Source organism: Psychrobacter sp. TWP2-1-2, assembly GCF_049896785.1.
In the GTDB taxonomy this organism is placed as follows: Bacteria; Pseudomonadota; Gammaproteobacteria; order Pseudomonadales; family Moraxellaceae; genus Psychrobacter.
This window is the reverse complement of record NZ_JAFCVA010000022.1, coordinates 1-13587: the sequence shown is the minus strand read 5'-3', so window position 1 is coordinate 13587 and position 13587 is coordinate 1. Positions and strand designations below refer to the sequence as shown.

At 43.4% G+C, this 13587-nt stretch carries 13 protein-coding genes; 11 read left to right on the top strand and 2 right to left on the bottom strand.

Translation table 11 applies throughout. From position 1 onward, the window contains the following. The first annotated feature begins 1 nt into the window (after nt 1). The 11 genes from ACP7AE_RS13265 to ACP7AE_RS13215 all read left to right on the top strand — a co-directional run bounded on the left by ACP7AE_RS13265 (nt 2) and on the right by ACP7AE_RS13215 (nt 12015). On the top strand, nt 2-673 hold the full coding sequence (locus tag ACP7AE_RS13265; protein WP_055125671.1) for an NADH:ubiquinone reductase (Na(+)-transporting) subunit D: 672 nt from the start codon (nt 2-4) through the stop codon (nt 671-673). Then, the gene (gene nqrE / locus ACP7AE_RS13260) at nt 673-1281 is read left to right on the top strand and encodes an NADH:ubiquinone reductase (Na(+)-transporting) subunit E (RefSeq protein WP_011281361.1); all 609 of its coding nucleotides are present in this window, start codon (nt 673-675) and stop codon (nt 1279-1281) included. Before ACP7AE_RS13265 ends, nqrE begins: the two co-directional genes overlap by 1 nt. A 123-nt stretch (nt 1282-1404) precedes the next feature. After that, entirely contained in the window at nt 1405-2640 is a 1236-nt protein-coding gene (nqrF, locus tag ACP7AE_RS13255) for an NADH:ubiquinone reductase (Na(+)-transporting) subunit F (protein WP_055125670.1), read from the top strand. Between the two features lie 202 nt (nt 2641-2842). Continuing rightward, the gene (locus ACP7AE_RS13250) at nt 2843-3643 is read left to right on the top strand and encodes an SDR family NAD(P)-dependent oxidoreductase (protein ID WP_426243647.1); all 801 of its coding nucleotides are present in this window, start codon (nt 2843-2845) and stop codon (nt 3641-3643) included. 142 nt (nt 3644-3785) lie between these two features. After that, nucleotides 3786-4916, top strand: a complete 1131-nt coding sequence (locus tag ACP7AE_RS13245) for an FAD:protein FMN transferase (protein WP_426243645.1) — start codon at nt 3786-3788, stop codon at nt 4914-4916. A gap of 153 nt (nt 4917-5069) precedes the next feature. Continuing rightward, nucleotides 5070-5315, top strand: a complete 246-nt coding sequence (nqrM, locus tag ACP7AE_RS13240) for a (Na+)-NQR maturation NqrM (RefSeq protein WP_045447638.1) — start codon at nt 5070-5072, stop codon at nt 5313-5315. A gap of 433 nt (nt 5316-5748) precedes the next feature. Beyond that, nucleotides 5749-7017, top strand: a complete 1269-nt coding sequence (locus ACP7AE_RS13235; protein WP_426243643.1) for a CynX/NimT family MFS transporter — start codon at nt 5749-5751, stop codon at nt 7015-7017. Between the two features lie 87 nt (nt 7018-7104). Further along, the gene (locus tag ACP7AE_RS13230; protein WP_426243641.1) at nt 7105-7929 is read left to right on the top strand and encodes an arylesterase; all 825 of its coding nucleotides are present in this window, start codon (nt 7105-7107) and stop codon (nt 7927-7929) included. 12 nt (nt 7930-7941) lie between these two features. Continuing rightward, nucleotides 7942-8658 carry an ABC transporter ATP-binding protein gene (locus ACP7AE_RS13225; protein WP_426243639.1) on the top strand — a complete coding sequence of 239 codons (717 nt, stop codon included), beginning with the start codon at nt 7942-7944 and terminating at the stop codon, nt 8656-8658. A 52-nt stretch (nt 8659-8710) separates the two neighbouring features. Further along, nucleotides 8711-9310 carry a hypothetical protein gene (locus tag ACP7AE_RS13220; protein ID WP_426243637.1) on the top strand — a complete coding sequence of 200 codons (600 nt, stop codon included), beginning with the start codon at nt 8711-8713 and terminating at the stop codon, nt 9308-9310. Between the two features lie 101 nt (nt 9311-9411). Next, nucleotides 9412-12015, top strand: a complete 2604-nt coding sequence (locus tag ACP7AE_RS13215) for an ABC transporter permease (protein ID WP_426243635.1) — start codon at nt 9412-9414, stop codon at nt 12013-12015. A 249-nt stretch (nt 12016-12264) separates the two neighbouring features. Here the strand turns inward: ACP7AE_RS13215 and ACP7AE_RS13210 are convergent, their stop codons facing one another. Next, nucleotides 12265-13188: a hypothetical protein gene (locus ACP7AE_RS13210; protein ID WP_426243633.1), complete on the bottom strand. Its 924-nt coding sequence runs from the start codon at nt 13186-13188 to the stop codon at nt 12265-12267. A 9-nt stretch (nt 13189-13197) separates the two neighbouring features. Then, nucleotides 13198-13455, bottom strand: coding sequence for a nucleotide-binding domain-containing protein (locus tag ACP7AE_RS13205; RefSeq protein ID WP_426243657.1), 258 nt, complete (start codon nt 13453-13455; stop codon nt 13198-13200). Nucleotides 13456-13587 lie beyond the last annotated feature (132 nt).

Genomic DNA, 13587 nt, shown 5'->3' with positions numbered 1-13587 from the left:
CATGGCTGACACTAAAAGTATTTTAACCTCGCCTATTTTTGATAATAACCCCATTGCCCTACAGATTCTTGGTATCTGTTCGGCGCTGGCTGTCACCACCAGCATGGCCAATGCCATGGTAATGTGTGTGGCGTTGACCTTAGTCACGGCGTTTTCAAGCTTCTTTATCTCGATCATTCGTAAGCAAATCCCTTCAAGCATTCGTATTATCGTACAGATGACAATTATTGCTTCCTTGGTTATCTTGGTCGATCAGGTGCTAAAAGCCGTTGCTTATGATGTGAGTAAAGGCTTGTCGGTCTTCGTTGGTTTGATTATCACCAACTGTATCGTGATGGGTCGTGCCGAAGCATTTGCCATGAGCAATCCACCAGTGCCAAGCTTTTTAGATGGTATTGGTAATGGTCTTGGCTATTCTGCGGTTTTGCTGTTTGTTGCGACTATCCGTGAGCTACTTGGCTCAGGTACGTGGTTTGGTATCACCATCCTACAGCCTGTCACTGATGGCGGTTGGTATATTCCGAACGGTCTATTACTGTTGCCACCGTCAGCATTCTTTATTATTGGTTTGTTCATTGCCATTATCCGTATCTGGAAACCTGAGCAGGTTGAAGATGCTGAATTTGTAATGAAGCCGCAGTCTAAAGGCATGGCACATGGAGGCGGTCACTAATGGGACATTATGTTAGTTTATTTATAACCTCAGTCTTTATTGAGAATATGGCGCTGGCCTATTTCTTAGGTATGTGTACTTTCTTGGCTGTATCAAAGAAGGTTTCAACCGCTATTGGTCTGGGTGTTGCCGTGGTCGTCGTGATGGCGATTACCGTACCGCTAAACAACTTACTCTTTCAGTTCATTCTAAAAGATGGTGCGCTGGCATGGGCAGGTTTCCCTGATATCGACTTAAGCTTTTTGGGCTTGCTCAGTTATATCGGCTTGATTGCTGCGACCGTACAGATTCTAGAGATGTTCCTCGATAAGTTCGTCCCTAGTCTGTATAACGCCCTTGGGGTGTTCTTGCCACTCATCACTGTAAACTGTGCCATCTTAGGTGGTGTACTGTTTATGGTTGAGCGTGACTATAATTTCGGCGAATCTGTCGTGTATGGTGTGGGCGCAGGCTTCGGTTGGGCATTGGCGATTACCGCATTGGCCGGTATCCGTGAAAAGTTAAAATACTCAGACATTCCAGCACCGCTGCGTGGTCTTGGTATTACTTTTATCACAGTTGGTCTAATGTCACTTGGCTTTATGTCTTTCGGCGGTATGTCAATTTAGACCGCTAAGCTTAACAGCCTATTTAGCGATTTGACCTATTTAATTCATTTATTCGGTAGGGGTTCAGGAAACACGCAATGACGTCTTTTCGCACCCCTACTCCATAGATTAAGGATACCTACCATGGATTACGCTACGGCGATTGGTGGCGTTGCTATGTTTACCTTGATCATCATGGGCCTCGTTGCCATTATTTTGGCGGCGCGCTCAAGACTGGTCAGTTCAGGCGATGTTACCATCCATATCAATGATAATCCCGATAATGACGTCGTGACCCCAGCAGGCGGTAAATTACTACAAACCCTTGCAAGCGAAGGTATTTTCTTATCTTCAGCCTGTGGTGGCGGTGGTACTTGTGCGCAGTGTCGTTGCCGCGTTATTGAAGGGGGCGGCTCTATCTTGCCCACCGAAGAAGGCTATTTTACTCAAGGCGAAATTCGCAATCACATGCGTTTGGCTTGTCAGGTAGCCGTTAAGCAAGACATGAAAATCGAGATTGACCCTGAGTTTTTTGATGTACAAAAGTGGGAATGTGAAGTTCTCTCTAATGATAACGTTGCTACCTTTATTAAAGAGCTGGTCCTTAAAATTCCAGATGGCGAAGAAGTGAACTTCCGTGCTGGTGGTTATGTGCAGTTAGAGGCGCCACCGCATGAAGTGCATTATAAAGACTTTATAATTGACGAAGAATACCGCGAAGACTGGGAAAAATTTGGTATTTTCAACTATGTCTCAAAAGTTGATGAGCCAGTTATTCGTGCTTACTCGATGGCCAACTACCCTGAAGAAAAAGGCCTTATTAAGTTTAATATTCGTATCGCCAGTCCACCGCCACGCGGTCCTGACGGCATTCCACCAGGCAAAATGTCATCATGGGTATTTAGCCTAGTACCTGGCGATAAAGTAACGGTTTCAGGTCCTTATGGTGAATTCTTTGCCAAAGAGACTGACGCTGAAATGATTTTCGTTGGTGGTGGTGCAGGTATGGCACCGATGCGCTCGCACATCTTCGATCAGCTTAAACGCTTACATACTAAGCGTAAAATCAGCTTTTGGTATGGTGCACGCTCTATTCGTGAGATGTTCTATGTTGAAGATTATGATCAACTCGCAGAAGAGTTTGATAATTTTGAGTGGCATGTGGCTTTGTCCGATCCATTACCAGAAGACAATTGGGAAGGTCCAACCGGCTTTATCCATAATGTACTACTTGAAAATTATCTGAAAGACCATCCAAACCCAGAAGACTGTGAATACTACATGTGCGGGCCACCGATGATGAATGCGGCGGTCATCGACATGCTACACAGCTTAGGCGTGGAAGATGAAAACATCATGCTTGATGACTTCGGTGGTTAAGTGAGTAACTAAGCAAGTGGCTACGTAAATGGTTACGTAAAAAAGTATTTTAAAATTATAAATAAAAAAGAGTCTCAACCGAGGCTCTTTTTTTGGCTTTGACTAAATGTAACCCTTGCATAATAAGCCTACAAATCTAAATGGCAGACCGCCTGCCCTCTACTATATGATTAATTGTTTATTGCCTTAAGAAAGGATTCTTATGAAAACCAACATTAAAGATTTGACCATTTGGATTACTGGTGCTTCTAGTGGTATCGGTGCAGCATTAGCCATCGCCTTTGCCAAACGTGGTGCCACCATTATTTTAAGTGGGCATGATGAGGCAAAATTAGTAGCAGTCAAAAGCCGCTGTAAAAATAGCAAAAACCATTTCATCATCCCTTTTGATATCACCGATGCCAAACAAGCAAAAGACGCGTATCAGACAGCTAAAGCTCAAGCTGGAAAAATTGATTGGCTTATTAATAATGCTGGTATCAGTCAACGCTCGCTTATTATGGATACTAGTGAAGAAGTTGAGCGCCAAATTATGGAGATAGATTATTTTGCGCAGACACGTCTTACCAGACTGGTACTGCCCAATATGATCGCGCAAGGTGGCGGCAAAATTGTCATGGTATCGAGCGTTGCAGGTTTATTAGGCACGCAATATCGCGGCGCTTATGGAGCAGCCAAAGCCGCACTTCATATGTGGGCAAACAGTCTGCGTGCGGAACTGCATGAACAAAGCATAGAGGTGGCAACGATATTCCCTGGATTTATTCAAACCAGTATTTCTATTAACGCCTTGACTGGTGACGGTAGCGCGCAAGGAACGATGGACGAGGCAACCAATAAAGGATTAACCGTAACAACCTTTGCCAAACAAGTTGTCAAAGCACTGACTAAAGGTGAAGAATACATCATCGTGGCAGGCACTAAAGAAAAACTGGCGACCACAGTCAACCGCCTATCGCCACCAAAACTATATAAGCTCATCCGTGAATCAAAAGTAAAATAAATTTAGTCGTTTAAGCCACTAGGTCTTAAGTCGATGATTGGCGTTATGGGTGACAAGGGGTGTAAAATGGGCGACGCTAATAGAACGTGCCACTCACCCTTTTGCCATAAAAGCCATTATGATTAATATGAGAAAACCAATAATGCAAAAATTAGCCTCACTCTCATTGTCTAACAAATCGATGAAAACCACCTTATTGCCCGTTATGGCTATCAGTGCTGTATTCAGTCTTAGTGCTTGCCAGCAAACGCCAGATTATGATTATCTCAGCGGTGAGACCATGGGAACGAGCTACCATATCAGTTATCAGCTACCTGCGAATGCAGATGAAGCGGCCATCCAAGCGTCGATTGATAAGCGCTTGCAGCAAATCAATGACAGTATGTCTACCTATCAAGCAGACTCTACTATCTCTAAATTCAACCAGTTAGGTAAAGACATCCCCCTCACTATCGATGCAGATTTTGCTCACGTGCTTGATGTGTCACGAATCGTCTATCAGCAATCTGGTGGCGCCTTTGATCCTACCGTCATGCCATTGGTAGAGACTTGGGGCTTTGGTAGCACCATGACCGTTGAGCGCTTGCAAAGTCCGCCAACAGCACTTGAGATTGCTCAAGCAAAAGCCTTGGTAGATTTTGAGAGCATCATACAAAAAGAGCAGAGCATTTATAAAACCAAAGATGGCGTCGGGCTTGACTTCTCAGCAGTTGCTAAAGGTTATGGCGTCGATGTAATCGCCGATGTGCTCAGAGATGACTATCAAATTCGCAACTACATGGTAGAGATAGGGGGTGAAATTGCAACCTCTGGGGTCAATAACCAACAGCAGCCGTGGCAAATTGCGATTGATGCGCCTATTGAGGACAGTACGGTCAGCGAGCGTCAAACAATATCAGCGATTCGTCAACCCATCAATACCGATAATCAGATGTATTTGGCAACTTCTGGCAACTATCGTAATTCCGTCATATTCGACGGTCAGCGCTACAGTCATACGATTGATCCAACCACTGGCAAGCCTATCGCGGGCGGCGCACCATCAGTAACCGTTGCAGCAGACTCAGTCGCACTGGCAGATGCGTGGGCAACCGCCCTCACTGCGATGCCTTATAAAAAAGCCCTTGCAACAGCCAAAGCACAAGATATAGCTGCCTTGTTTGTTGTTTTAGCTGATGAGGCAAAGGCGACGGATTCTGATAAGAATACTGACCAGTGGCAAGTGGTACAAACACCAGCGATGCAAGCATTACGTGCTGACAAACAGCCTTAGAACCTAGTCGCAATAGAGCTTAATCGCTATACTGTAAACGGCTCGATAACCATCAACGAGCCATACAAAAATTTGCTATACTGGTTTTGCTATACTATTAAGGTATTACCCTAGTAGATAGCCACACTATTTTTAAAAATCGAGGTTTCCTCTATGCTTAGTCAATTGCTTCCCATGCTTGCCATCACCTTTACCGTATTCGTCCTGTTCTTTATCTTTATGGGTATCGGTTATATGGTTAAAAAGAAGCCGCTTAGAGGATCTTGTGGCGGCGTTGCTAAACTAATGGGTGATGAAAATTGCTCGTTTTGTGGAAATGATCCCAATAAGTGTGATTCAATCGTGGCAGAACAGCAAGAAAATGCCCTTAAAGCCGCTCAGCTAGGCAAACCTGTATAAACTAAATTTTATAAATACCGCGTTTGTTACCATACGCTGGTAGTATTTACCTAACATCTGTTCTTATAATAGCGTCTAGTCCTTTGCAAGGGACTGGCGCTATTTTTAGTTGTGCCAGCCGCGACGTATCTAATTAGCATCGCTTTAAGATATTTTGGATATCAATATGGCACGTGCAGGGCCTGTTAATAATAGTAGACTCAATAAATCTAATACCGTATCCAGTTGATAGGCGATTGAAGATAAGCGCGCTTTCAAAATGGTTACTCATATATCTTGTATTCTGCAAGTAATCTCTAGTGCTAATTTACGATTCTAATTAATGATTTTAGTCACCGTCTAGGTGCGTTTTCTTTGGTGTTATTTACAAGCGACGATGCTTCGGCGCTGTTTAATGACGTGTCCTTTTTCTTATTCTAATAGTCGTGCTGCTATGTCTACCTCTACTGATTTGCCACCTGATGTGCCATTACAGTCTCATTCAGATACGCCGTCACCGTTTGAGCTGCCCTCCTCACGCTTCACTTTTTGGCTCATTTTATGTGCCATGATTTTGCTCGCCACCAATATGCGTGCACCTATTGTTGCTCTTGGCTCTATTGCCCCCGTCGTACAAGATGCCCTCAATATCTCTGAGACGCAGATTGGTTGGCTAGGAGCAGTGCCCATGCTGACTTTTGCAGTGGGCGCACTGATCGCGCCAGCCATTGGTAAGCGTTTTGGGCTTGAGAATACGCTCATTGCGATGATTGCGTTATTAACGATTGGTATGATGATTCGTACCGTTATTCCCACTTGGTCTGGATTTTTGATTGGTACATTATTGTTGACCTTGGCTATCGGTTTTGCGAATACCTTAGCTGCCCCTGTTATTAAACAGCGTACGCCCCAGCATATTCCACTCATAACAGGGCTATTTAGTCTAACGATGACGGTAACGGCAGGCATCGTCGCTGGAGTTGTATTGCCATTATCTGAGCAAGTGGGCTGGCAATGGGCACTGGGTGGGTGGTCGCTATTGGGCATTTTTGCGATCATTATTTGGATATTTTTGCGGTTGCGTCTGGGTTCGTCTAGTCATCAAGCAATTGTGCCACCTACCTCTGGATCTTCTGACATCTCCATGTGGCGTACGCCTTTTGCTTGGCAAATTGCGGTATTTATGGGGCTGCAATCACTATTATTTTATACCGTTGCCAGTTTCTTACCCTCTATTTGGGTCAGCAAAGGGCTATCTGCAGTGCAAGCAGGACAAATGGCTTCAGTGTTTCAGTTTATGGCGCCAGTCTCTATTTTGAGCCTGACGTGGCTGATCAATCGTGGCCGCCCTATTCAGGCGCTGGCGGTGTTTGCAGCGGTGCTGAATGTTATTGGTATTTTAGGAATCAATTATTTATCTACCGACCTCGCGTGGTTGTGGTCAGGTCTGATGGGCATTGGCTGCTCCGCTATTTTCACCTTGAGTATGATGCTGTTCTCCTTACGTACTTATACGACCAACCAATCTAGTGAGCTGTCTGGTATGGCGCAATTCGTCGGTTATTTGATTGCGTTTTTTGGTCCCTTAGGTACAGGTTGGCTACATGAAGCGACTGGCAGCTGGGATTTACCCCTATTCATTATGCTCATTTTGATGGTTATCAACGTCGTCATTGCTTGGGTAGTGAGTCGTCCAGTGATGGTCGATGGCAAAAAGCTTTAATATCAAAAACTACAGTAACCTTAGGATAATATTGGTGTCTATCTTATTTTGCTACACTGGTTTGATTGCTTATAGGACAGAATAATCATGATGAATTTATCCATTCGTTTCGCTCGACACTTACCAACATTGGCTGTTTTAACAACCGTAATGGCGCTCGGTGGTTGCCAAAAACCATCTGAACCTAGCACCGATAATGGCATGCAAAACAGTACTCAAACTGCCGAACCTCAAACGACAAAATTTGAGCAACCGGCAACATCCACTGCACAGCAAGCGCCATTAACGATCTTGGCATTGGGCGACTCCCTGACAGAAGGTCTTGGGGTAGACAAAGATGACAACTATCCTGCTCAGTTAGAAGATCGTCTGCAAGCAATGGGTTACGACAATGCCAAAGTTATCAATTCAGGATTGAGCGGTGAAACCAGCACGGGATTGGTCAATCGCTTAGACTGGGTGTTGCAAACTAAGCCTGATGTGACGATTTTGACCATTGGTGCTAACGATGCCATACGCGGTATCGATGTGGCGACAGTTGAAGCAAATATTCGTACCGCGGTCAAACGTCTACAGGATAATGGCAGTATCGTCATTTTGGGCGGCATGCAAATCTATGACAACCTTGGCTCTGAGTATGTGAAGTCATTTGCAGCGATATATCCTCGCATCGCCAAAGACATGAACGTGACGCTGATTCCTTTCTTTTTGGATGGTGTGGGCGGTGATCCTGCGCTCAATCAAGCCGATGCCATTCATCCGACTAAAGAAGGCTACGCAATTATCGTTAATGACAATATCTTGCCTATCCTAGCGCCTAAACTAGAAGCGCTAAAAATAGCCGATGCAGACAACGCAACTGAAAATGCTCAAGATGAGACGACAAAAAATACGACAAATGAGACTACTTAACGAGACACTGTAATGACATCATCACCTTCGATTGCCGCGTCAATGCCACAAGTAAACGTTAAAACAGAAGCCCTACTGACTGCTAATAAACTCAACAAAACCGTGCAAGTCGGCGAGCAAACCCTATCAATCATTAAAGATGTGAACATTCATATCAACGCTGGCGAGTTTGTGGTCATTATGGGCAAGTCTGGCTCAGGCAAATCTACCTTATTAGGGTTGCTCGCAGCATTAGATTATCCCGATAGCGGTACAGTGTCACTGGCAGGGCAAACTTTAAGCAGCCTTGATGAAGATGCGCTGGCGGTCATTCGTCAGCATGATATGGGCTTTGTCTTTCAGTCATTCCATCTACTTCCAACCTTGACAGTAGCCGAGAACATCGCCTTTCCACTTGATATTGCCAGACGTCCAAACCCAGCACGAGTAGACGAGCTAATTGATGCCGTTGATTTGGGTCATCGCCGTCATAGCTTGCCCAATCAACTATCGGGCGGTGAGCAGCAACGTACAGCGGTGGCACGAGCACTGGTATCGCATCCAAAAATCGTATTCGCTGATGAGCCTACAGGCAATCTGGATGAGCAAAATGCCGATCAAGTCATGCAGCTGCTATTGGACTTGCGACAACAGGTTGGTTCAGCACTGGTGGTCGTGACTCACGATCCTGCACTTGCCGAGATGGCAGATCGTGTCATCACCATGCATGATGGTCGAATTGATGAATAAATAGGAGTTCATCCCTTATTCTTTAATGCTCTACTTCAATAAGGTTAGTTCAATGGGAACTCTTGAGATAGAAAACTTGGCAAAAGACTTACTTGCTGGAAAGTTCACTTTTGAAACCGAAGATTATAGCCAAGCAATTAATCAGTTAATCTCGATCTATAAATTAGATAACGCGCTTTATTATTTGAAACAGATGGCTGACTTAGACGATTATTCCATTACTTTTGCTCTCTCTTTTATATTAGAGCATTACTCAAAACCTTTCATCAATGCCAACAGAGACGAGATAAGTCAGCTTACTCTACAAGCAATAAGTAAGGGATATTTGAGAGCAAATAATTATTTCCTATACCCTTTGACGTACTTTATGGAAAATGATGATGAGTATCTTTGTTTTTTAGACTTACTACAGAATGAGCAAAATACACTACAAAATGATGCATTAAGACATCTATATTACTTTGATACTTATAAATATGAAAAGTTGAACCACCTCAGTAAACAGCTAGATTTTTCTTTGTTCTATAATTTACCTAGCAAAATAAATAAACACTGGTTTGAACAACAAACAAAAGGTAAGTCTCTTCTTTACCAGAAAGTAGTAGCTAGCGCAGTATATAAGACAGTTAAAGATAAAAAACTCATTCATTAACTGATATGACAGATGCAGAGTTGTTTGACTTTATCTATATCTGGTTACCTGATGATACACTCTAAAATTTCTTAATACGTCTACCGATTAAGCAAAAAATTATGACTAAAGCTACGATCACAAAAAGCGATACTGCTATCAATAATAAGGCTACTAATCCCAAAGGGAACCGTTTCTTTAGCGGTCAAACACTGGGCTCTCAAGCACTAAGCCGTAGCTGGTGGCAACGCTGGGTATATCCGGTATTGTTTCTACTAACGTTGACCTTGTCACTTGCAACTTACCTGACCCTCGACTCGGTGCAGCAGTCTGTCGATCGCTATATCAATGACAATCAGCGCGCGCTCGTTGGTGGCGATTTAATTCTAAACAGCAAGCAAGACTGGCCAAGTGAAGTATTGACGCAGGTAGAAACCATTCCCGATACGCAGACGGTGTATGACTATCAGTTTAGCGCCATGCTGGTCAATGATGAGCAAACCTTGCTTGCCAGCGTCAAAGCCGTCTCGCCGTCGTATCCCTTATACGGCACAGCGGAGCTTGCCTCAGGACAGCCACTGTGGGAGCAGCTGACGTCTGACAGTGTCATCGTCGCACCAGAAGTGCTCAGTAGTCTACAGGCCAATGTCGGCGACCGTATCACCATCGGCGATGCGCAGTTCACAATAAGTGATGTACTGACCAAAGAACCTGATCGTCCGCTGACCACCTTTGGTTTCGGTGGACGTGTCTTAATGCATCAAGACTCGCTTGCGGCAACCAACCTATTGGGTCAACGTAGCCGCATAAACTATCATATCGAGATGGCAGGCGATCCAGAGCTGATAACCACGCAGCGCGATAAGCTTACAGACATCCTGACCAATTATCCCGATATCGAGCTCTCTGACGCAGAGTCTGCAGATACTTCGGTCTCGCGTATCTCTGATAATGTACTGATGTTTTTAAAGTTACTGGTCATCGCAGTGTTGCTATTATCTGCGGTCGCTATGTATGGCGTCATTAGCGCGTTTGTCAGTAAGCAACAGTCCAATAATGCCATTCGTTTGGCGCTAGGCGAGCCGCTTGGGTCACTCAAACGTAGCTACTATCAATTGCTCATCATCACGACCGCCATCGCTTGTATCGCAGCGATTGCACTTAGTTTGGGCTTACTCAAAATCGTTCAACCGTATATGGTTGCTATCTTGCCTGCTGACGTTGGCCTAGCCATCAATTCAATCAGTGCAATTAAGACTATTGTGATTGCCTTGGTCCTAACGTTGCTGATTGCGCAGCGTGGTTTGAGCGCGCTTAACACGACTAAACCCGCTACCCTACTCAATCAAGGGGCGAGCACCCAGACACAAAACCTGCCTTGGTATCGACGCGTGCCGCTACTATGGTATGGCTTGGTGCTGGCAGGGTTGTATGCCTTCTTTGCTTATGAAGTTGGCTCACTGTCATTAGGGGTGCAGTTATTGGGTGGGTTGATCGGTTTTGTAGCGATATTTTGGCTACTGGCGCGTGGGTGGCTCTGGCTGCTTGCCAAATTGGCGAGCAATACCAAGGTCAGTTGGATGCAGCGCATTGCCATTCATAACCTTGCGCGTAAAGGCAACCAATCAGTGTTGTTCTTTGTCACTTTATCGTTATCGGTGGCAGTGCTGACGCTCATCACCACACTCAATCACAGTATTAATGCGCAGTTTATCAATGCCTATCCCGAAGACGCGCCCAATTTGTTTTTGCTGGATGTGCAGAGCGATCAACATGACGATATTGATGCGATCATTGAAGCACCCGTCACTTATTATCCCGTCATTCGTGCCCGTGTGGAGACGGCAAATGACGTACCGGCAAAAGATATTGAGCCTGAGGATGGGTTTGATGACCCTACGCGTGTGTTTAATTTGAGCTACGCAGATACGATCATGGAGACCGAATATATCACTGAGTCGCTCACAGACGACGCGCTATATACCCCTATCGATGCGACAGATGAGCAAGTCAAACCCTTATCTATCTTAGATACTGCCGCCAGTATGCTCAATGTCGGTATGGGCGATCAGGTGCGCTTTAACATTCAAGGTATCGAAATCATCGGCCAAATCACCAGTATTCGCACGCGCTATGAGCGTGGCCCAAGTCCGTATTTTTACTTCTTGTTTGAGCCGTCGGTGCTGTCCGCAGCTCCGCAAATTCAATTTGCTACTGCCCACGTATCAGAGAATGACATTCCAGAACTACAAGGCAAACTGGTACGCGAGTTCCCTGCTGTCACCACGATTGACGGCACTGCCATTGCCAAGCAAATCCAAGAGCTGGTTGTACAAATGAGCCGCTTGGTCTATGTGTTTACCTTGCTTGCTCTGCTCACTGGGGTCATGGTGCTGATCAGCTCGCTACTGTCCACCTCACAAGATCGCATGAAAGACAGCGCGTCATTTAGACTGCTCGGTATGCAAAAACGCGACCTATATATGCTCAATATCTTAGAGTTGGGCGTGCTTGGTATTAGCGCGGCGACCTTTGCCGTTGTCATCGCCAGTGTTGGCGCATGGGCGGCCATTACACAGTGGTTTAATCTACAGTTTAGTGTACCGTGGACGAGCTTGGCGATTGGCGGTGCGGCATTAGTTGTATTGCTGTTTGCAATTGCCATTATTTATGTGAGATTGGTGATTGGACGCGGGATTATGGCAAGGGTAAGGGCGATGATTTAGGCGTATTCAATTTTAGCTTTATATAAAAAAACCCCTTAATAGGGGTTTTTTATTTCGTTATTAACTGAACCGTTCCTCTTAATTTAATCACTTTTCAAAACTATACGCTTGCAAACTGCATAACCTATCGGGATAAGTGCTGCTATCGAAGCGAAAAAATTTTTCCAATCAGCGTTAGGTTTATTCTATTAATTACAAGAGAAATAAGTATAGCAAAGCTATACATTAAGATAAGACAAAAGTTATTTTCTATAGTGAAATACTTATTGATGATCTGTACTTATATCTATACCTAATTTTTTTATATAATTCTTTACTATTTTCGCTTAACAATTTAGAAGTGTGATTAGCAATAGTATCCTTGTATTTTTGTTTCCCAACATCCATACCTAGACTTTTTATATCTTTAGTAGTAGCAAACTGATACTTTATAGAAGCATTTTTCATAAGATTTTTAAACAATTCTTCTTGATTATCTGTTAAGTCAACTTCAACAATATCTGCTAATAAAATTTCAAATCGACCAACTGGACTTTGCTTAATATCTGTCATATGTCTTCCACAATATCTATAATTTAAAGTACCGAAATCCTCTTGTTTTAAAATACCAGCTTTGAAAATTTCTTCTTTAAACTCTCTGGATAAATCGTCTATATTCTCTCTATACGTAGTTCTATCAAACCTTTTCACAAAAGCCTTTAAATCTTCATTTTTAATCAGCAACCTATAATCCATTTCTGTAACCTCGTCTACCCGAATAAAATCATCGTTTTCAGCTGAAAACTTTTTACTCAAATAGATAGCCTCATTTCTATCAAATTTATATGCCCCACCAACAGGCTGATACTTTTCAGTTCTCGAATTAGGAACTAAAAAATACTTACCACATACTTTAATTCTAAAGAGATATGCGAATGAGATTCTCACTAATGTACTATCTTGTAACTTTCCAGAAATCTCTAATTCTCTTTGTGAGCGTTTCCAACTATGTTGTCCTAACAAAAACCTTAATTGATAATATAATTTACTTACGTTATCTTTAACATATAAACCTCCAATAAATATAAATACTGTAACAAGCAAATTCTTTTTATACCCTTCTAAATAAACTACAACCAATGAAATTGCAATAATTATGATTAAAGGGAATAATAACTTCTTAATTTCTTTCAAAGAAAACTCCTACCTCTGCCCAATTGGAACATCTACGCGTCCAATCGCAACGCATATCTCATCCTTTATCAAATAACACTCGATACAATGTGTACCTCTGAATGAGGTTGGCTCGATTATTTCATATGCTCTTTCTTCAATCTGACCACGAATACAGTCTTTATTTTCTGCTACCTCTCCAACATTTCTTACCTTCCAAAGGACTTTGTCATAGGAAGGACAATCGGTATTACCTACTTTGCACTTGACTTTAAAATTAAAGGGAATAAACCGACTGAACCGGTAATCCCCCCAATAAATAAGAACACTTAGAAATAGAGATTAACTGCTAAAATATACCAGCAGGAGAATCCTATGAAAAAGACACGCTTTACTGATAATCAAATCGTTAATATCCTT